The sequence below is a fragment of the Pseudoxanthomonas sp. YR558 genome, assembly GCF_900116385.1.
GTDB lineage: Bacteria > Pseudomonadota > Gammaproteobacteria > Xanthomonadales > Xanthomonadaceae > Pseudoxanthomonas_A.
The window spans coordinates 1,166,354-1,185,187 of the sequence record NZ_FPCI01000001.1 but is presented as its reverse complement, the minus strand read 5'-3'; the positions used below and the strand labels follow the sequence as shown (position 1 = coordinate 1,185,187).

The 18,834-nt window shown below is 64.6% G+C and carries 28 protein-coding genes; 27 read left to right on the top strand and 1 reads right to left on the bottom strand.

What is annotated here, in order from left to right:
- Positions 1-7 precede the first annotated feature (7 nt).
- The 27 genes from rplD (at position 8) to BM365_RS05580 (ending at position 15,281) form a co-directional block, all read left to right on the top strand.
- Positions 8-613, top strand: coding sequence for a 50S ribosomal protein L4 (gene rplD, locus BM365_RS05710; protein ID WP_093296344.1), 606 nt, complete (start codon positions 8-10; stop codon positions 611-613).
- The gene (rplW, locus tag BM365_RS05705; protein WP_055941273.1) at positions 610-909 is read left to right on the top strand and encodes a 50S ribosomal protein L23; all 300 of its coding nucleotides are present in this window, start codon (positions 610-612) and stop codon (positions 907-909) included. Before rplD ends, rplW begins: the two co-directional genes overlap by 4 nt.
- An 11-nt stretch (positions 910-920) precedes the next feature.
- A complete protein-coding gene (gene rplB / locus BM365_RS05700; RefSeq protein ID WP_093487365.1) occupies positions 921-1,748 on the top strand; it encodes a 50S ribosomal protein L2 in 828 nt (275 codons plus the stop codon).
- Positions 1,749-1,754: 6 nt separating this feature from the next.
- On the top strand, positions 1,755-2,030 hold the full coding sequence (gene rpsS, locus BM365_RS05695; protein WP_055941277.1) for a 30S ribosomal protein S19: 276 nt from the start codon (positions 1,755-1,757) through the stop codon (positions 2,028-2,030).
- Between the two features lie 12 nt (positions 2,031-2,042).
- On the top strand, positions 2,043-2,378 hold the full coding sequence (gene rplV, locus BM365_RS05690; RefSeq protein WP_056878871.1) for a 50S ribosomal protein L22: 336 nt from the start codon (positions 2,043-2,045) through the stop codon (positions 2,376-2,378).
- 2 nt (positions 2,379-2,380) lie between these two features.
- The gene (gene rpsC, locus BM365_RS05685) at positions 2,381-3,100 is read left to right on the top strand and encodes a 30S ribosomal protein S3 (protein WP_056878821.1); all 720 of its coding nucleotides are present in this window, start codon (positions 2,381-2,383) and stop codon (positions 3,098-3,100) included.
- A gap of 6 nt (positions 3,101-3,106) precedes the next feature.
- Positions 3,107-3,520 (top strand): 50S ribosomal protein L16, encoded by a 414-nt coding sequence (gene rplP / locus BM365_RS05680; RefSeq protein WP_056878822.1) that lies wholly within the window; start codon positions 3,107-3,109, stop codon positions 3,518-3,520.
- The gene (rpmC, locus tag BM365_RS05675) at positions 3,520-3,705 is read left to right on the top strand and encodes a 50S ribosomal protein L29 (RefSeq protein ID WP_055941284.1); all 186 of its coding nucleotides are present in this window, start codon (positions 3,520-3,522) and stop codon (positions 3,703-3,705) included. Before rplP ends, rpmC begins: the two co-directional genes overlap by 1 nt.
- A 12-nt stretch (positions 3,706-3,717) precedes the next feature.
- The gene (gene rpsQ / locus BM365_RS05670; RefSeq protein WP_056878823.1) at positions 3,718-3,984 is read left to right on the top strand and encodes a 30S ribosomal protein S17; all 267 of its coding nucleotides are present in this window, start codon (positions 3,718-3,720) and stop codon (positions 3,982-3,984) included.
- A gap of 15 nt (positions 3,985-3,999) precedes the next feature.
- Positions 4,000-4,368, top strand: a complete 369-nt coding sequence (gene rplN / locus BM365_RS05665; protein WP_013535986.1) for a 50S ribosomal protein L14 — start codon at positions 4,000-4,002, stop codon at positions 4,366-4,368.
- A 15-nt stretch (positions 4,369-4,383) separates the two neighbouring features.
- Positions 4,384-4,701, top strand: coding sequence for a 50S ribosomal protein L24 (gene rplX / locus BM365_RS05660; RefSeq protein WP_056878824.1), 318 nt, complete (start codon positions 4,384-4,386; stop codon positions 4,699-4,701).
- Positions 4,702-4,712: 11 nt separating this feature from the next.
- Complete coding sequence (gene rplE / locus BM365_RS05655; protein WP_055941290.1) at positions 4,713-5,255, top strand: 50S ribosomal protein L5; 543 nt, start codon at positions 4,713-4,715, stop codon at positions 5,253-5,255.
- Positions 5,256-5,275: 20 nt separating this feature from the next.
- Positions 5,276-5,581 (top strand): 30S ribosomal protein S14, encoded by a 306-nt coding sequence (rpsN, locus tag BM365_RS05650; protein WP_093487363.1) that lies wholly within the window; start codon positions 5,276-5,278, stop codon positions 5,579-5,581.
- 205 nt (positions 5,582-5,786) lie between these two features.
- Positions 5,787-6,185 (top strand): 30S ribosomal protein S8, encoded by a 399-nt coding sequence (rpsH, locus tag BM365_RS05645; protein ID WP_056878826.1) that lies wholly within the window; start codon positions 5,787-5,789, stop codon positions 6,183-6,185.
- Between the two features lie 16 nt (positions 6,186-6,201).
- Positions 6,202-6,729, top strand: coding sequence for a 50S ribosomal protein L6 (rplF, locus tag BM365_RS05640; protein WP_093487361.1), 528 nt, complete (start codon positions 6,202-6,204; stop codon positions 6,727-6,729).
- 29 nt (positions 6,730-6,758) lie between these two features.
- A complete protein-coding gene (rplR, locus tag BM365_RS05635; RefSeq protein WP_093487360.1) occupies positions 6,759-7,115 on the top strand; it encodes a 50S ribosomal protein L18 in 357 nt (118 codons plus the stop codon).
- A 156-nt stretch (positions 7,116-7,271) separates the two neighbouring features.
- Positions 7,272-7,814, top strand: coding sequence for a 30S ribosomal protein S5 (rpsE, locus tag BM365_RS05630; RefSeq protein ID WP_055941300.1), 543 nt, complete (start codon positions 7,272-7,274; stop codon positions 7,812-7,814).
- A complete protein-coding gene (gene rpmD, locus BM365_RS05625) occupies positions 7,807-7,998 on the top strand; it encodes a 50S ribosomal protein L30 (RefSeq protein ID WP_055941302.1) in 192 nt (63 codons plus the stop codon). Before rpsE ends, rpmD begins: the two co-directional genes overlap by 8 nt.
- On the top strand, positions 7,998-8,441 hold the full coding sequence (gene rplO / locus BM365_RS05620) for a 50S ribosomal protein L15 (RefSeq protein ID WP_175502078.1): 444 nt from the start codon (positions 7,998-8,000) through the stop codon (positions 8,439-8,441). The genes rpmD and rplO overlap by 1 nt, the downstream gene beginning before the upstream one ends.
- A gap of 7 nt (positions 8,442-8,448) precedes the next feature.
- Positions 8,449-9,810 (top strand): preprotein translocase subunit SecY, encoded by a 1,362-nt coding sequence (secY, locus tag BM365_RS05615; RefSeq protein ID WP_093487356.1) that lies wholly within the window; start codon positions 8,449-8,451, stop codon positions 9,808-9,810.
- Between the two features lie 345 nt (positions 9,811-10,155).
- On the top strand, positions 10,156-10,512 hold the full coding sequence (rpsM, locus tag BM365_RS05610; RefSeq protein WP_056878872.1) for a 30S ribosomal protein S13: 357 nt from the start codon (positions 10,156-10,158) through the stop codon (positions 10,510-10,512).
- Between the two features lie 12 nt (positions 10,513-10,524).
- On the top strand, positions 10,525-10,917 hold the full coding sequence (gene rpsK, locus BM365_RS05605) for a 30S ribosomal protein S11 (RefSeq protein ID WP_055941307.1): 393 nt from the start codon (positions 10,525-10,527) through the stop codon (positions 10,915-10,917).
- Positions 10,918-10,931: 14 nt separating this feature from the next.
- Positions 10,932-11,561 (top strand): 30S ribosomal protein S4, encoded by a 630-nt coding sequence (rpsD, locus tag BM365_RS05600; RefSeq protein ID WP_056878831.1) that lies wholly within the window; start codon positions 10,932-10,934, stop codon positions 11,559-11,561.
- Between the two features lie 50 nt (positions 11,562-11,611).
- On the top strand, positions 11,612-12,610 hold the full coding sequence (rpoA, locus tag BM365_RS05595) for a DNA-directed RNA polymerase subunit alpha (protein WP_056878832.1): 999 nt from the start codon (positions 11,612-11,614) through the stop codon (positions 12,608-12,610).
- Between the two features lie 184 nt (positions 12,611-12,794).
- Positions 12,795-13,169 (top strand): 50S ribosomal protein L17, encoded by a 375-nt coding sequence (gene rplQ, locus BM365_RS05590; RefSeq protein WP_093296373.1) that lies wholly within the window; start codon positions 12,795-12,797, stop codon positions 13,167-13,169.
- Between the two features lie 149 nt (positions 13,170-13,318).
- Positions 13,319-13,834: a disulfide bond formation protein B gene (locus tag BM365_RS05585; RefSeq protein ID WP_093487354.1), complete on the top strand. Its 516-nt coding sequence runs from the start codon at positions 13,319-13,321 to the stop codon at positions 13,832-13,834.
- A gap of 52 nt (positions 13,835-13,886) precedes the next feature.
- Entirely contained in the window at positions 13,887-15,281 is a 1,395-nt protein-coding gene (locus BM365_RS05580) for a class II 3-deoxy-7-phosphoheptulonate synthase (protein ID WP_093487352.1), read from the top strand.
- A 9-nt stretch (positions 15,282-15,290) separates the two neighbouring features.
- On the opposite strand, the gene BM365_RS05575 is transcribed toward BM365_RS05580, so the two are convergent.
- Positions 15,291-18,698, bottom strand: coding sequence for a bifunctional diguanylate cyclase/phosphodiesterase (locus BM365_RS05575; RefSeq protein WP_139227338.1), 3,408 nt, complete (start codon positions 18,696-18,698; stop codon positions 15,291-15,293).
- Positions 18,699-18,834 lie beyond the last annotated feature (136 nt).

Sequence of the window (18,834 nt, the reverse complement as noted above, 5' to 3'; positions counted from 1 at the left end):
AACGACCATGGAACTAGCCATTACAGGTAGCGCCAACAAGCTGTCGGTCTCCGACGACGTGTTCGGCCGAGAGTTCAGCGAGGATCTGGTCCACCAGGTCGTCGTTGCCTACCGCAACGCCGGTCGTGCCGGCACCAAGGCGCAGAAGACGCGCGCCGAAGTCAACGGCACCACCAAGAAGTCCAAGAAGCAGAAGGGTGGCGGTGCTCGTCACGGTGCCCTGACCGCGCCGATCTTCGTCGGCGGCGGCGTGACCTTCGCGGCGAAGCCGCGCAGCTTCGCGCAGAAGGTCAACCGCAAGATGTACCGTGCGGCCATCAGCTCCATCCTGTCCGAGCTGAACCGCCAGAACCGCCTGAAGGTCGTGGAAGCGTTCGACGTGGACGCCACCAAGACCAGCGCCCTGATCGAGAAGCTGAAGGGCCTGGACCTGGGTCAGCGTCCGCTGATCGTCACCGAGGATGCCTCCGAGCACCTGTACCTGTCCGCCCGCAACCTTCCCTACGTGGAAGTGCGCGACGTGCAGGGCCTGGATCCGGCAGCGCTGGTCGGTGCCGACTCCGTGCTGATCACGGCCGACGCCGTCAAGAAGATCGAGGAGTGGCTGGCATGATCAGCAACGAAAAGATTTTTGCCGTGCTGCGTGCTCCGCGCGTCTCCGAAAAGACCGTGCGCCTGCAGGAACTCTCCAACCAATACGTCTTCGAAGTCTCGAACGATGCCACCAAGGCCGATGTCAAGGCCGCGGTCGAGCAGCTGTTCGACGTCAAGGTCGAGACGGTCAACGTGGTCAACGTGAAGGGCAAGAACAAGTCCTTCCGTAACCGCGCCGGCCGCCGCGGCGACTGGCGCAAGGCGTACGTGCGTCTGGCCGATGGTCAGGCCATCGACGTGTCGGCCAAGGCCTGAGGTAGACCCACATGCCATTGATGAAATTCAAGCCCACCTCCCCCGGTCGCCGTTCGGCGGTCCGCGTGGTGACGCCCGACCTGCACAAGGGTGCTCCGCATGCTGCGCTGCTGGAAAAGCAGAGCAAGACCGGCGGTCGCAACCATCACGGTCGCATCACCACCCGCCACATCGGCGGTGGTCACAAGCAGCATTACCGCATCATCGACTTCAAGCGCGACAAGGAAGGCATTCCGGCGCGCGTGGAGCGGATCGAATACGATCCCAACCGCACCGCGCACATCGCGCTGCTGTGCTACGTCGATGGTGAGCGTCGTTACATCATCGCCCCCAAGGGCCTGAAGGCCGGTGACCAGGTCATCGCCGGTAGCGATGCGCCGATCAAGGCCGGCAACACGCTGCCGCTGCGCAACATCCCGGTCGGTACGACCGTCCACGGCATCGAACTGAAGCCCGGCAAGGGCGCGCAGATCGCCCGCGCCGCTGGCGCCGCCGTGCAGCTGGTCGCTCGCGAGCAGGGTTTCGCCACGCTGCGTCTTCGCTCCGGCGAAATGCGCAAGGTGCAGGTCGAGTGCCGCGCCACGGTGGGCGAAGTCGGCAACGACGAGCACAGCCTGGAGAAGCTCGGCAAGGCTGGCGCCAAGCGCTGGCGCGGTGTCAAGCCGACCGTCCGCGGTGCGGCCATGAACCCCGTCGACCACCCGCACGGTGGTGGTGAGGCGAAGGCCGGCCAGGGCAACCCGCATCCGGTCACCCCGTGGGGTGTGCCGACCAAGGGTTACAAGACGCGCAAGAACAAGCGCACGCAGCAATTCATCGTCCGCGATCGTAGGGGCTAATCGACCATGGCACGTTCACTCAAGAAGGGCCCGTTCGTCGATCACCACCTCGTCAAGAAGGTGGAGGCCGCGGGCGGCAGCAAGAAGCCGATCAAGACCTGGTCGCGCCGTTCGATGATCCTGCCGGAAATGGTGGGCTTCACGATCGCCATCCACAATGGCAAGAACCACGTTCCCGTGCTGGTTAACGAGAACATGGTCGGCCACAAGCTCGGCGAGTTTGCCGTCACCCGTACCTTCAAGGGTCACGGTGGCGACAAGAAAGCCGGCGGCAAGAAGTAAGGAGAGATGACCATGGAAGCGAAAGCCATCCTGCGCACCGCGCGCATCTCCCCCCAGAAAGCCCGCCTGGTCGCTGACCAGGTGCGCGGCCTGCCGGCCGAACGCGCCGTCAACCTGCTGAAGTTCTCGGACAAGAAGGCTGCCCACCTGATCAAGAAGGTCGTGGAGTCCGCCATCGCCAACGCCGAGAACAACCAGGGCGCCGACGTCGACGAGCTGAAGGTCAAGACCATCATGGTCGACGAAGGTCCGGTGCTGAAGCGTTTCATGGCCCGTGCCAAGGGTCGTGGTACCCGCATTCTTAAGCGCACCAGCCACATCACTGTGGTCGTGGGCGAGGGCAAATAAGTATGGGTCACAAAGTTCATCCGACCGGCATCCGCCTGGGCATCGCCAAGGACTGGAATTCCAAGTGGTTCGCCAACAAGCGCGACTACGCCGACTACCTGGCCGCGGACCTCAAGGTGCGCGAGATGCTTCGCAAGAAGCTGGCCCAGGCCGGTATCTCCAAGATCCTGATCGAGCGTCCGGCCAAGACAGCGCGCGTGACCATCCACACCGCCCGTCCGGGCGTGGTGATCGGCAAGCGCGGTGAGGACATCGAGAAGCTGCGCAAGGAAGTGAGCGACCTGATGGGCGTCCCGGCGCACATCAACGTCACCGAAGTGCGCAAGCCCGAGCTGGACGCCCAGCTGGTGGCCGAGTCGATCGCGCAGCAGCTGGAGCGCCGCATCATGTTCCGTCGCGCGATGAAGCGCGCCGTGGGCAATGCGATGCGCCTCGGCGCCCTGGGCATCAAGGTCAACGTGGCTGGCCGCCTCAACGGTGCGGAAATCGCCCGTTCGGAGTGGTACCGCGAAGGCCGCGTGCCGCTGCACACGCTGCGTGCCGACATCGATTACGGTTTTGCCGAGGCGAAGACCACCTACGGCATCATCGGCATCAAGGTGTGGGTCTACAAGGGCGAAATCTTCGATTTCAGCCAGGTGGGTCAGGAGAAGCAGGACGACGCGCGCCCCGAGCGCAGCGAACGTCCGTCGCGCCCGGCTCGTGACCGCGACGCGAGGTAATCAATCATGTTGCAACCCAAGCGAACCAAATACCGCAAGATGCACAAGGGCCGGAACGAAGGCCTGAGCTGGAACGGTAACCTCGTCAGTTTCGGCGAGTACGGCCTGAAGGCCACGGCGCACGGTCAGCTGACCGCGCGCCAGATCGAAGCGGCCCGCCGCTCGATCAGCCGCTACGTCAAGCGCGGCGGCAAGATGTGGATCCGTGTGTTCCCCGACAAGCCGATCACCAAGAAGCCCATCGAAGTCCGAATGGGTTCGGGTAAGGGCAACGTCGAATACTGGGTCGCCCAGATCCAGCCGGGCCGCATGATCTATGAAATCGAAGGCGTCAGTGAGGACATCGCGCGCGAGGCGTTCCGCCTGGCCGCTGCCAAGCTGTCGGTCACCACCACTTTCGTGACCCGGACGGTGCGCTAATGGAACTCAAGCAACTCCGCGAGAAATCGGCTGACGAGCTGAAGGCCCACCTGACCGAGCTGCGCAAGGAGCAATTCTCCCTGCGCATGCAGAAGGTGACCGGCCAGCTGCCGAAGACGCATGAAACCCGTCGGGTCCGCCGCGAGATCGCTCGCGTCAAGACCCTGCTGGGCAGCCAGAAGTAAGGAGCGACCAAGATGAGCGATAACAAAGACAAAGCGCAACGCACCATCGAAGGCCGCGTCGTCAGCAACAAGATGGACAAGACGGTCACCGTCCTGGTGGAGCGTCAGGTCAAGCACGCCCTGTACGGCAAGTACATCAAGCGTTCCACGAAGCTGCACGCGCACGACGCGGACAACAGCTGTAAGGAAGGCGACGTGGTGCGCGTGACCGAGATCGCCCCGATGTCCAAGACCAAGAACTGGCGTGTGGTGGAAATCATCACCCGCGCGGCTGAATAAAAGGAGATCTGAATCATGATCCAGATGCAGAGCTACCTTGACGCGGCCGACAACTCCGGCGCCAAGGAACTGATGTGCATCAAGGTGCTGGGCGGCTCGAAGCGCCGTTACGCCGGCATCGGCGACATCATCAAGGTGACCGTCAAGGACGCCATCCCGCGCGGCAAGGTCAAGAAGGGCGAAGTCTACGACGCCGTGGTCGTGCGTACCCGCAAGGGCGTTCGCCGTCCCGACGGTTCGCTGATCCGCTTCGATGGCAACGCTGCCGTGCTGCTCAACAACAAGCAGGAGCCGATCGGTACCCGCATCTTCGGGCCCGTGACCCGCGAGCTGCGTTCCGAGAAGTTCATGAAGATCGTTTCGCTCGCGCCTGAAGTGCTCTGAGCGGAGGACATAGAAATGGCTAACCGTATCAAGAAGGGCGACCAGGTCGTCGTTATCACCGGCAAGGACAAGGGCAAGAAGGGCGACGTGGTGCGCGTTGATGGCGACCGCGTGGTCGTCTCCAACGTCAATGTCGTCAAGCGCCACACCAAGCCGAACCCGCAAGCCGGTGTCGCGGGTGGCGTGGTGGAGAGCGAGCGCTCGATCCACATCTCCAATGTCGCGCTGTTCAACCCGGCGACGGGCAAGGGCGAGCGTATCGGTTTCAAGGTGCTGGAGGATGGACGCAAACTGCGTGTGTTCCGCTCCAGCGGTGAGGCGCTCGACGCCTGAGGAATGAGGACATGACCACCCGTCTCGAAAAAATCTACAAGGAAGAAGTGGCGCCGGCTCTGATGAAGAAGTTCGGCTACACCAATCCGATGGAAGTGCCGAAGATCACCAAGATCACCATCAACATGGGTGTGGGTGAAGCGGCGACCAACAAGAAGATCCTGGAAAACGCCGTGGCCGACCTGGCCAAGATCACCGGCCAGAAGCCGATCACGACCAAGTCCCGCGTGTCGGTGGCTTCGTTCAAGATCCGCGATGGTTGGCCGATCGGCTGCAAGGTCACCCTGCGTCGCGCCAAGATGTACGAATTCCTGGATCGCCTGATCAGCATCTCGCTGCCGCGCGTCCGCGACTTCCGTGGCGTGTCCGGCCGTTCGTTCGACGGCCGCGGCAACTACAACATGGGCGTGAAGGAACAGATCATCTTCCCGGAAATCGATTTCGACGCCGTCGACGCGATCCGCGGCATGGATATCGCCATCACGACCACCGCCAAGAACGACGCCGAAGCAAAGGCGCTGCTCGAAGCGTTCAAGTTCCCGTTCCGCAACTGATTCGCTAGGAAAAAGACATCATGGCAAAGACCTCGATGGTCAACCGCGACATCAAGCGGGAAAAGCTGGCCAAGCAGTACGCCGCCAAGCGTGAAGCGCTGAAGAAGATCATCTCCAGCCAGGACGCGTCGTACGAAGACAAGATCGACGCGGTGACCAAGCTGCAGAAGCTGCCGCGCGACTCGTCGCCGAGCCGCCAGCGCAACCGCTGCGAGCTGTCCGGTCGTTCGCGTGGCGTGTACCGCAAGTTCGGCCTCGGCCGCAACATGCTGCGCAAGGCGACGATGAACGGCGACGTGCCGGGCCTGCGCAAGGCCAGCTGGTAACAGCAGCTCCTGGCGACACCTTCAAGGGGTCGCACGGAGGTGGAGGACAAGTCCGGCACATGCCGGACTTGTTGCTGTACAATATTCGGCTCCCATGGCTTTGGCCGGGGAGGGCGGTCGACCCGCCACCCTACCTGGGGGTGTCCAGGCACAACCTAGATTTTCGCGAAAGCGGATATCGGTGCTACTCATAAGGCAGACTCTAATGAGCATGACTGATCCCATCGCCGACATGCTGGTGCGCATTCGCAATGCCGCCGCTGTTGGCAAGCAGACGGTGAAGATGCCGTCCTCCAAGATCAAGACCTCGATCGCCAACGTCCTGAAGGCGGAAGGCTATATCGGCGACGTCCGCGTGACGAAGACCGAGAACAACAAGGCCGAGCTCGAGATCGTCCTGAAGTATTTCGAAGGCAAGCCGGTCATCGAGAAGCTGAGCCGCGTGTCCCGTTCGGGCCTGCGCCAGTACCGTGGCAAGGCTGAACTGCCGAAGGTCCTCGGTGGCCTGGGCGTCGCCATCATCTCCACCTCGAAGGGCATCATGACCGATGCGCAGGCCCGTGCGGCCGGCGTCGGTGGCGAAGTCCTGTGCTTCGTGGCCTAAGCGAAGGAGCCCACACATGTCCCGCGTAGCCAAGAAGCCGATCAATCTCCCGAAGGGCGTCGAACTGACCGTCCAGGGCGAGACCCTCAACGTCAAGGGCCCGAAGGGCACCCTGTCCATCGCCAAGCCGGCCGGCGTCGATCTCAACATCGACAATGGTGTGGCGAACCTGTCGCCGGTGACCCCGGCCGACGACGCCCTCACCGGCACCATCCGCGCGATCCTGGCCAACATGGTCAAGGGCGTGTCGGAAGGCTTCGAGCGCAAGCTCGAGCTGGTCGGCGTGGGTTACCGCGCCGCGATGCAGGGCAAGGACCTGAACCTGTCGCTGGGTTTCTCGCATCCGGTGCTGTTCAAGACCCCGGAAGGCATCACCATCGTCACCCCGACCCAGACCGAAATCCTGGTCCAGGGCGCCGACAAGCAGCGCGTTGGTGAAGTCGCCGCCAAGATCCGCGGTTTCCGTCCGCCGGAACCCTACAAGGGCAAGGGCGTGAAGTACTCCGACGAAACCATCATCCGCAAGGAAGCGAAGAAGGCCTAACAGGGCTTTCGGCTTCGAGGAACCAGATCATGAGCATCAAGAACACCGCCCGCCTGCGCCGCGCCAAGTCGACCCGCGCGCACATCCGAGAGCTCGGCGTGCCGCGCCTGTCGGTGCTGCGCACCGGTCAGCACATCTACGCCCAGCTGTTCACCGCCGACGGCGCCAAGGTGATCGCGTCGGCGAACACGCTGCAGGCCGACGTGAAGGATGGCCTGAAGAACGGCAAGAACAGCGACGCGGCCGCCCGCGTCGGTTCGATCATCGCCGAGCGCGCCAAGGCTGCGGGCATCGAGAAGGTCGCGTTCGACCGCTCGGGCTACCGCTACCACGGTCGCATCAAGGCGCTGGCCGACGCAGCCCGCGAAGGCGGCCTGCAGTTCTAAGCTTGAAAGGCATGGGGGCGACCCCATGCCTTGCCCTGCCGGCGCAGGTAGCGCCGGGCGCGGTCGCCCTTCTGTGGCGACCGTGGCTCCACCGCTCCACACCACAACCATAAGCGGCCAAGCCGTACATACCTCATCAACCAAGGAATTCAAGCAATGGCAGAAGAACGTCAGCCGCGGGGTCGCGATCGCGACCGCAACCGCGAAGAGAAAGTCGACGACGGCATGATCGAGAAGCTGGTCGCGGTCAACCGCGTCAGCAAGACCGTCAAGGGCGGTCGCCAGTTCACCTTCACCGCACTGACGGTGGTGGGTGACGGCAACGGAAAGATCGGTTTCGGCTACGGCAAGGCGCGCGAAGTGCCGGTCGCCATCCAGAAGTCGATGGAATATGCCCGGAAGGGCATGCTGAACGTCGATCTGAACAACGGCACCTTGTGGCACCCGGTCAAGGCCGGCCACGGCGCGGCGCGCGTGTTCATGCAGCCCGCCTCGGAAGGTACGGGCGTCATCGCCGGCGGCGCCATGCGCGCTGTGCTGGAAGCGGTCGGCGTGAAGAACGTGCTGGCCAAGGCCGTTGGTTCGCGTAACCCGATCAACCTGGTCCGCGCCACGCTGAAGGGCCTGAGCGACATGCAGTCGCCGACCCGCATCGCGGCCAAGCGCGGCAAGAAGGTGGAGGAACTCCTCAATGGCTAACGAGTCCAACAAGACCGTCAAGGTGCGCCTGGTGCGCGGCCTGCGTGGTTCCCAGTCGCGTCACCGCCTGTCGGTGAAGGCGCTGGGCCTGAACAAGCTCAACGATGTGCGTGAACTGAAGGACAGCCCGCAGGTGCGCGGTCTGATCGCCAAGGTCCACTACCTCGTCAAGGTCGAGGAGTAATCAACATGCGTCTCAACACACTGAAGCCCGCCGAGGGCGCCCGCACCGAACGCACGCGCGTCGGTCGCGGTATCGGTTCCGGCCTGGGCAAGACCGCTGGTCGTGGCCACAAGGGTTCGTTCGCGCGCGCCGGCAAGGGCAAGATCAAGGCGAAGTTCGAAGGCGGCCAGATGCCGCTGATCAAGCGCCTGCCGAAGGTCGGCTTCCGCTCCAAGCTGAAGCTGGATTGCGCCGAAGTGCTGTCGTACCAGCTGGACAAGCTGGAAGCCGGCGAGATCGACTTCGCCGCGCTGCGTGCCGCCAAGCTGGTGCCCAGCACCGCCAAGCGCGCCAAGATCGTCAAGAAGGGCGAACTCACCAAGAAGTTCGTGCTGAAGGGCGTGGCCGCCACGGCCGGCGCCAAGGCCGCCATTGAGGCTGCCGGCGGCAGCGTGCAGGAGTAACGGACGCATGGCGCAGGGTAATGCCGCCAGTGCGCTGGCAGGCGCAGGCAAGTTCACCGAACTCCGCCAGCGCCTGCTGTTCGTGCTGGGCGCGCTGATCGTCTACCGGATCGGCTGTTTCGTGCCGGTGCCGGGCGTCAATCCCGATGCCATGCTTGCGATGATGCAGGCGCAGGGCGGCGGCATCGTGGACATGTTCAACATGTTCTCGGGCGGCGCCCTGCACCGTTTCAGCATCTTCGCGCTCAACGTCATGCCCTACATCTCGGCGTCGATCGTGATGCAGTTGGGCGTGCACATCTTCCCGAGCCTGAAGGCGCTGCAGAAGGAAGGCGAGTCCGGTCGCCGCAAGATCACCCAGTACTCGCGCATCGGCGCCGTGCTGCTGGCGGTCGTGCAGGGCGGCAGCATCGCCACCGCGCTGCAGAACCAGGTCGCCCCGGGCGGCATGCCGGTGGTGTACGCGCCTGGCATGGGCTTCGTGCTGACCGCTGTCGTCGCGCTGACCGCAGGGACCATCTTCCTGATGTGGCTGGGCGAGCAGGTGACCGAGCGCGGCATCGGCAACGGTGTTTCGCTGATCATCTTTGCCGGTATCGTGGCGGGCCTGCCCGGCGCGGTCATCCAGACCGTCGGCGCGTTCCGCGACGGCACGCTGAGCTTCATCTCGCTGCTGGTGATCGCGTTGGTGGTGCTCGGCTTTACGTTCCTGGTCGTGTTCGTCGAGCGCGGACAGCGGCGCATCACGGTGAACTACGCGCGCCGCCAGGGTGGCCGCAACGCGTACATGAACCAGACGTCGTTCCTGCCGCTGAAGCTCAACATGGCCGGCGTGATCCCGCCGATCTTCGCCTCCAGCATCCTGGCCTTCCCGGCCACGCTGGCGATGTGGTCCGGCCAGGGCACCGGTGCCGCCACGTGGTTGCAGCGTATTTCCAACGCGCTGGCCCCGGGCGAGCCGCTTCACATGATCGTGTTCGCGGCGATGATCATCGGCTTCGCGTTCTTCTACACGGCCCTGGTATTCAACTCCCAGGAAACCGCGGAGAACCTGAAGAAGTCCGGTGCGCTCATCCCGGGTATCCGTCCGGGCAAGGCCACCGCCGACTATGTCGACGGCGTGCTGACCCGACTGACAGCGATCGGTTCGCTGTACCTGGTCGCGGTCTGCCTGCTGCCGGAAGTGATGCGCACGCAGTTGGGCACCTCGTTCTACTTCGGCGGCACCTCGTTGCTGATCGTGGTGGTGGTGGTGATGGATTTCATTGCGCAGATCCAGGCGCACCTGATGTCCCACCAGTACGAGAGCCTGCTGAAGAAGGCCAATTTGAAGGGTGGTTCGCGGGGCGGTCTTGCCCCCCGTGGCTGACGTATAATCGCGGGTCTTCCCGCACCAGTCCGGCCCTTCGCGGCCGGCTGACTTAGATGGGCGGCCTCCGCGGCGATCCGGCGCGGGGGTGAGAACCAGCCAGTCCCTGCGCCAGAGTAGCGCGGGCGGGGCAGGGCGAGGGGCAACCCCCGTCCCGCACCAGGCCGGTTCCGGCGCCGGAGCATGGGCACACTCCCCATGCCGGGTCTGCGGCCGGCTTTGCCGGCACGGACTTCCAAGGAACCCCGGATCTTGCTACACTTTCCAGTTCACTCCGCCTGTCTGCGCGAATCCCGCCCGGGATGACCGTACACGGGCCAATACTCACAGTTGGAGAACCGCGTCATGGCGCGTATTGCAGGTGTCAACCTGCCTGCCCAGAAGCATGTCTGGGTCGGTTTGCAAAGCATCTACGGCATTGGCCGTACCCGTTCCAAGAAGGTCTGCGAAGCCGCTGGCGTCGTCTCGACCACCAAGATCCGCGACCTGTCGGAGCCGGAAGTCGAGCGCCTGCGCGCCGAAGTCGGCAAGTACGTGGTCGAAGGCGACCTGCGCCGTGAAGTCGGCATCGCCATCAAGCGCCTGATGGACCTGGGATGCTACCGCGGCCTGCGCCACCGTCGCGGCCTGCCGCTGCGTGGCCAGCGCACCCGTACCAACGCCCGTACCCGCAAGGGTCCGCGCAAAGCCATCAAGAAGTAAGGGGCGACCATCATGGCCAAGCCAGCTGCTGCCAAAGTCAAGAAGAAGATCAAGCGCGTCATCACCGATGGCGTCGCCCACGTCCACGCTTCTTTCAACAACACCATCGTCACCATCACCGACCGCCAGGGCAATGCGCTTTCCTGGGCGACCTCGGGTGGTGCCGGTTTCCGCGGTTCCCGCAAGTCCACGCCGTTCGCGGCGCAGGTCGCTGCCGAAAAGGCCGGCCGTGCAGCTCTGGACTACGGCGTGAAGTCGCTGGAAGTCCGCATCAAGGGCCCGGGTCCGGGTCGTGAGTCGGCCGTGCGTTCGCTGAACAACGTGGGCTACAAGATCACCAACATCATCGACGTGACGCCGATCCCGCACAACGGGTGCCGTCCGCCGAAAAAGCGTCGCGTCTAAGGGGGCGATAAGAAATGGCTCGTTATATCGGTCCTACCTGTAAGCTCGCGCGCCGCGAAGGCGCCGACCTGTCGCTCAAGAGCCCGGCCCGTGCGCTGGACTCGAAGTGCAAGCTGGAGCAGAAGCCCGGCCAGCACGGCGCCACCGCCCGCAAGGGCAAGCTGTCCGACTACGCCACCCAGCTGCGCGAGAAGCAGAAGGTCAAGCGTATCTACGGTCTGCTGGAGCGCCAGTTCCGCAACTACTACAAGAAGGCCTCGACCAAGAAGGGCAACACCGGCGAGAACCTGCTGCAGTTGCTGGAAACCCGCCTCGACAACGTCATCTACCGCATGGGCTTCGCCGTGACCCGTCCGGCCGCTCGCCAGTTGGTCTCGCACCGTGGCGTGCTGGTCAACGGCAAGCCGGTCAACCTGCCTTCGTACCAGATCAAGGCCGGTGACGCGATTGCGCTGTCGGAGAAGGCACAGAAGCAGCTCCGCGTGCAGGAGTCGCTGACGGTCGCCGAGCAGCTCGACCTGAACCCGTCGTGGGTCGAAGTCGATGCGAAGAAGTTCAGCGGCGTGTTCAAGGCGGTTCCGGCGCGTTCGGATCTGCCCGCCGACATCAACGAAGCGCTGATCGTCGAGTTGTACTCGAAGTAATTCATTCACGCACCCCCGGGCGACCGGGGGACCGCAGGAGACAAAGCAACATGACGGGTATTACTCAGCAAGTGCTGCGCCCCCGCGGCCCGCAGATCGAGCGCCTGACCGGCAACCGTGCGAAGGTGGTCATCGAACCGCTGGAGCGTGGTTACGGCCATACGCTCGGCAATGCGTTGCGCCGCGTGCTGCTGTCGTCGATCCCCGGCTTCGCGATCACCGAAGTCGAGATCGATGGCGTGCTGCACGAATACAGCACCATCGAAGGCATGCAGGAAGACGTGCTGGAAGTGCTGTTGAACCTGAAGGATGTGGCCATCCGCATCCACTCCGGCGATTCGTCCACCCTGAGCCTGGCCAAGCAGGGCCCGGGCGTGGTGACCGCCGGCGATATCAAGACCGACCACAACGTCGAGATCCTGAATCCGGAACTGGTCATCTGCAACCTGACCAAGGACACGGCGCTGAACATGCGCTTGAAGATCGAGCGTGGTTTCGGCTACCAGCCGGCCGCTGCCCGTCGTCGTCCGGATGAAGAAACCCGTGCGATCGGTCGCCTGGTGCTGGACGCTTCGTTCTCGCCGGTCCGTCGCGTCGCGTACGCGGTGGAAGCCGCGCGCGTCGAGCAGCGTACCGACCTGGACAAGCTGGTCCTGGACATCGAAACCAACGGCACGATCGATGCCGAGGAAGCCGTGCGCACCGCCGCCGATATCCTCAGCGACCAGCTGTCGGTGTTCGGTGACTTCACGCACCGCGACCGCGGCGCGCCGAAGCAGGCTGCCAGCGGCGTGGATCCGGTGCTGCTGCGCCCGATCGACGACCTGGAGCTGACCGTGCGTTCGGCCAACTGCCTGAAGGCCGAGAGCATCTACTACATCGGCGACCTGATCCAGAAGACGGAAGTCGAACTGCTCAAGACCCCGAACCTCGGCAAGAAGTCGCTGACCGAGATCAAGGAAGTCCTGGCGCAGCGCGGCCTGTCCCTGGGTATGAAGCTGGAGAACTGGCCGCCGGCCGGTGTCGCCCAGCACGGCATGCTCGGCTGATGAAGCAACACGAAGCTCCCGCGCTCGCGCGGGAGCTTCGCTGCAACACCCTCGTCGACGGACCTGAAGGCCCGCGACGCTCCGGTCAAGGATGGCCGGTTCGGACCACCCGCAGTCCACTGTTCCACCGCCTGGATGGCGACAGCGAAGTCCAACGTCCCACTCTTCTTTAGGAATCCAACCCATGCGCCACCAGAAAGCCGGCCGCAAGTTCAGCCGCACCAGCGCCCATCGCGAAGCGATGTTCCGCAACATGGCCGCCTCGCTCATCAAGCACGGCCTGATCAAGACCACCCTGCCGAAGGCCAAGGAACTGCGTCGCGTCGCAGAGCCGCTGATCACCCTCGGCAAGATCGATGGCGTCGCCAATCGTCGTCTCGCCTTCTCGCGCCTGCGCGACAAGGAAGCCGTCGGTACGCTGTTCACCACCCTCGGCCCGCGCTACCAGTCGCGTCCGGGTGGCTACCTGCGCATCCTGAAGTGCGGTTTCCGCGCCGGCGACAACGCCCCGATGGCGTACGTCGAGCTGGTGGACCGTCCGGAAGCGGCAACCGAGTAAGGTCCGCCTCCTGCATCACGCGAAGACCCCGGCCTTGCCGGGGTTTTTGCGTTTCAGGGGTCCGTCTCGCCTGCCGTGGCAAACGGTCGCAGGTGACGCGGGAGCGTCCGCATGTGGATAATGCGGCAACCCCCATCCGACCGGTGACGATGAATCCTCTCCGCTGGAGTTTCCGCGCGCAGTGCTTCCTCGGCTTTGCGATCTGTGCGGGCCTGCTCGGGTATGCGCTGTATGTGCAGTTCGTGCAGCACCTGGAACCGTGTCCGTTCTGCATCTTCCAGCGTCTGGCCTTCGCGGCGACGGGTGTGATGTTCCTGCTTGGCGCCCTGCACGGGCCGCGTCGTTCCGGCGGCAGGAGGATGTATGGCGTGCTCGCCTTCCTCGCTGCAGCGACAGGGATCGGCATCGCGGGACGACATGTCTGGGTGCAGGTATTCCCGCCGCTGATGCCGAGCTGTGGCCCAGGCTGGGACTACATGATCGAGACGAACACCTGGCTGGGCGTCGTGCAGAAGGTGCTGTCCGCGAAGGGCGACTGCAGCACCGTCGACTGGAGTTTCCTCGGCCTGACCATGCCCATGTGGAGCCTGGTGTGGTTCGTGTTGCTCGCCATCTGGGCCCTGTGGATCGGTTCCCGCGCCCGCAAGATCTCGACCTTCCGCTGATTTGACGCGGCGCACCAATCTGTCAGGATGGTGGGCCGCAAGGAGTCCCGCCATGAACCCTACCGAGCGACCGCTGCGCGCTGTCAGCCTGCCCCCGAACTGGGCGCCCGACAGCTGGCGCGCGCGTCCCGCGATGCAGATGCCGACCTACCCGGATGCCGGGGCGTTGGAATCCGCGCTGGGCGAGCTGCGCCAGTTGCCGCCGTTGGTGACGTCGTGGGAGATCTTCGCACTGAAGAAGCAGCTGGCCGAAGCGCAGGAAGGCAAGCGCTTCCTGCTGCAGGGCGGCGATTGTGCGGAGAACTTTTCCGATTGCGAATCCGGCCTCATCTCCAACCGGCTCAAGGTGCTGCTGCAGATGAGCCTGGTGCTGGTGCACGGCCTGCGCCTACCCGTGGTGCGGGTGGGTCGGTTCGCCGGCCAGTATGCGAAGCCACGGTCGGCCGACCTGGAAACGCGCGATGGCGTAGCCCTGCCCAGCTACCGTGGCGACGTCGTCAACGCGCCCGAATTCACGGCCGAAGCGCGCGTGCCCGATCCGCGACGCATGATCAAGGCGCATGCGCGCTCGGCGATGACGATGAACTTCGTTCGTGCGCTGATCGACGGCGGTTTCGCCGACCTGCATCATCCCGAGTACTGGAACCTCAACTGGGTAGGCTATTCGCCGTTGGCGAACGAGTACCAGCACATGGTCGCCTCGATCGGTGACGCAGTGAGGTTCATGGAGACCCTGTCGGGCTCCGAGGTGCATAACCTCAACCGGATCGATTTCTACACCTCGCACGAGGCGCTGCTGCTGCCTTATGAGGAAGCCCTGACGCGCGAAGTCCCGCGACAGTGGGGCTGGTTCAACCTCAGTACGCATTACCCGTGGATCGGCATGCGCACGGCAGCGGTGGATGGCGCGCATGTGGAGTACCTGCGTGGCGTACGCAACCCCATCGCCATCAAGGTGGGGCCGTCGGTCACGCCGGACCAGCTGCTGCGTCTCATCGACGTGTTGAACCCGGAAGACGAAGCGGGGCGCCTGACCTTCATCCATCGGATGGGCGCCGCGCAGATCGCGGAGAAGCTGCCGTCGCTGCTGGATGCGGTGCGTCGCGATGGCCGTCGCGTACTCTGGGTCTGCGATCCGATGCACGGCAACACGGAAAGCACGAGCAACGGGTTCAAGACGCGGCGCTTCGACAACGTGCGCAGCGAGGTGGAGCAGTCCTTCGACCTGCATGCGGCAGCCGGCACCCGGCTGGGCGGCGTCCATCTGGAATTGACCGGTGAAGACGTCACCGAGTGCACCGGCGGTGCGCGCGAACTGACCGATGCTGACCTGGAGCGCGCGTACCGCTCGACGGTCGATCCGCGCCTCAACTACGAGCAGTCGCTGGAAATCGCGATGTGCATCGTGCGCAAGCAGAACCAGGTGGCTGCGCCGGCGACGCGCTGAGTCGTTCGTTCACGCGCCGAGCGTGGGCACGGCATGCGGCGCCGGCGGGATACTCCATGTCTTGGCGCGCGCGTACATGCGCGCGAACTCGGCCGCTGGAACCGGCGTACTGAAGTAATTTCCCTGCAGTTCGTCGCAGCCGTTGGCGACCAGCCAGGCCGCCTGCGCGGCAGTCTCGACGCCTTCCGCGATGGTGCGGCACTGCAACTGGTCCGCGAGTCCGATGATCGCGCGCGTGATCGCGGCCTGATTCGGTTCCGAGACATCGCGAACGAAGGACTGGTCGATCTTCAGTACGTTGAAGCCATAGTTGCCCAGGTAGCTCAGGCTGGAAAAGCCCGTACCGAAGTCGTCGATCGCGATGCGCACGCCCAGCGCCTTCAGCGCGCGGAGCGTACGGTCCGTGCGTTGCACGTCGCGCATCAGCGTCGTTTCGGTCACTTCAAGTTCGAGGAACTCGGCCGCGAGCCCGCTGTCTTCCAGTGCGCCAACGACCGTGTCGACCAAGTCGTCGGTATCGAAGTTCGCCGCGGCGATATTCACCGATACCCGGATGGGCGGAAGACCGGCCTGTTGCCAGATGCGGTTCTGCCGGCAGGCGGCGCGGATCGCCCACTGGTCGATGTCGACGATGAGGTTCGTCTCCTCCGCGATCGGCAGGAACTCGCCCGGCATGACCAGGCGATCGCCACGCTGCCAGCGGGCGAGGCCTTCGACGCCGACGATGCGGCCGGTAAGGCAGTCGATCTGCGGCTGGTAGTGCAGGAAGAGGTCCCCGTTGCGCAGGCTGCGGCGCAGGCTGTTCTCCAGCTCGATGCGCGCATCGACGCTGGAGGCGAGTTCGCGGGTATAGAAACGCGTGGCGTTGCGGCCGTTGCGCTTGGCGAGGTACATCGCGGCATCGGCACGCATCATCAGCGTGGCGGCGTCATAACCGTCTTCCGGGAACAGGCTGATGCCGATGCTAAAAGCCTGATGCAGCTCATGCGAGGCGACCGTGTAGGGCGTGCCGCCGAGCGACAGCAAGCGATCAGCGACCTGCAGCACGTTCTCGCGCGTCACCACGTTCGGCAGCAACACGACGAATTCGTCGCCACCCGTACGATAGATCGTGCCGAGGTTGCCGATGTTGCGCTGGATGCGACGCGCGACCTGCTGCAGTAGCTCGTCGCCGGTGTGGTGGCCGAGCGCATCGTTGACGTGCTTGAACAGATCCAAATCCAGGAACAGCACCGCGATGCCGTTGCCGTGGTTGGTGGCATGGGTGATCGCCTGGCCCAGCCGTTCGTTGAGCTGCAGGCGGTTCGGCAGACCTGTCAACGCGTCGTGGTGCGCCAGGTAGGTCATGCGCGAGCTGAGCGCGCGCGGTTCGGTAATGTCGCGCAAGACCATGACGCTGCCGACAAGACGCTCGTCGCGGTCATGGATGGACGACAGCGACCGCTCCACGAGGATCCGGGAGCCATCGCGGCGCGCCAATTGCAGGTCGCCGGTCTGCGCGAGCGGGTGGGCGGCATCTGCGTCGTCGGGGGCTTCCGCGCGGACCAGTGGCGCAATGTGGTCCAACGGCTGGCCGAGCGCCTGCTCCAATCCCCAGCCACTCAGCGCTTCAGCAGCGGGGTTCATGTAGGTGACACGACTTTCGACATCCACGGTGATGACGGCTTCGCTGATCGAGGTCAGTGTCACTTCGGCCAGTTCGTTCGCGGTGTGCAGCGCATGTTCCAGGCGGGCCTTCTCGGTGATATCGATCGCCATCACGAAGAATCCGCACACCGTGCCATCTTCGTCGACGTCCGGCGTGTAGAAGCTGTGTAGTCGACGCACGCCGTCGACCATGCTGAAGCTGCTTTCGAAATCGCCATCGCGCCCGGCGAGTGCGGCCTCGATATGCGGCAGGCGGCGCGTGTAGGCTTCTTCGCCGAACAGGTCGCGCATGTGTGCGCCGACGCGGAGCGGAGCATGCCAACGGATCTGCTCTGCGCAAGCTCGGTTGTTGAACACGAGCCTGTGCTTCGCGTCGAACTGCGCGATCAGGGCGGGCAGGCGCTCGGTGACGCGCTTGAGATGATCGCGCGCCATGGCCAGTTCGCGATGGGCCTGACGCTGTTCGCTGACGTCGTTGCCCATCAGGTACCAGCCGGCGATCCGCTGGTTGCGCTCCACATCGGGCACGAGATAGAGGTGCACCGGGCGCGCGGGCTTGCCGATCTCCGCATCCCAGGCGATCCAATGTTCGGCCGTGCAATCGTGCATCGCACGCTTGAGCGAGGCAAGGAATGCCGGATCGTCCGCGTGTACGTCCTCGACGTGCCGTTCGTTCCAGCCGTCACGCGCACCGGACCACGTGCGGCTGGCACGGTTCGCGAATCCGTAACGCCCCTCTGCGTCGATGTAGGCGATCAGCGCCGGGAGATGGTCAGCGACCGCATCCAGCAGGGCGCGACTTCGGCGCTCCGTACGCGCCAGGCTGCGCAGCAGCAGGAACAGGAGTACGCCTAGGCCGATGCCGCACAGGGAAAGCATCAGGATAGGCAGCTGTCCCGGCAGGGCTTCGCGAATCGGCGGGGAATGCAGCACCAATTGCCATTGGCTGCCCAGCAGGCGCAGATCACGCTGCGAGGTGAAGGCAGGCTTCCAGTCCTCGCCGTGCCGGTCGCGCAGCGCGCGGGTCTGGTAGATCGGTTCGCCACCGTGATCGCGCGCGATGAGTTGCAGGTCGAACTCGCCGCCGTCGGTACGCCCGATGGCATCGTCCATCACCTGCTGCCAGCCGAAGCCGGCCGTCGCGAAGCCGCGTAGCGACGAGCGCCGCGCCTCCACGCTTTCGCGTGCCGCCACGGAGTCGGCGTACACAGGGGAATACAGTAGAAAGCCGGGTAGGCCGGTGCTGCCGCGGGAAGCGTCGCCCAGCGCCACCAGCGGTGCGGCCGCGAGTTCGCCTGTATCGCGCGCGGATTCGATCGCGCCACGTCGCACGGTTTCCGCCATCACGTCCTTGCCCAGCAGCGGACGCATGCCGGGTGCGTCGGGGTACAGCAGGTCGATCACCACGTATTCGCTGCGATCACCTGCGGGATGGATCGCGAACGCATCTCCGTAGTGCGCGCGGCGCGCGGCGACATAGGCGTCCCGTTCGGCGGCACGCACGTAGCGGGCGAACCCGAGCCCGTGCACGCCGGACTGGCGCGTGGGCACCTGCAGTTTCTCGACGAAGGCGTAGAAGCTGTCCTGGTCGATATCCTGGCGCCCCTCCAGCACTGCGGCGGCGGCGCGCACGGTGTCTTCGTAGGCATTCATGTGGGTGGCGACCGCGGTGGCCACGGCATCCGCACGTGCGTCGAACTGCGCACGCGCGTGGTCGCGCGCCTGTCGCCAGGTGATCAGGCCGGTCCACAGGGAGAGGAGGCAGGCCACGACCAGCACGCCCCAAGCCAGCGAGTTGAGGTTGCGCTCTCTACGACGCGCCGTGGATCCGGATCCACCGAACGCCCGCCGCTCCGCCCCCCGGTCCGCGCCAGACTCCACGCGTGTCTTCCCCGCCTGCTGGTTA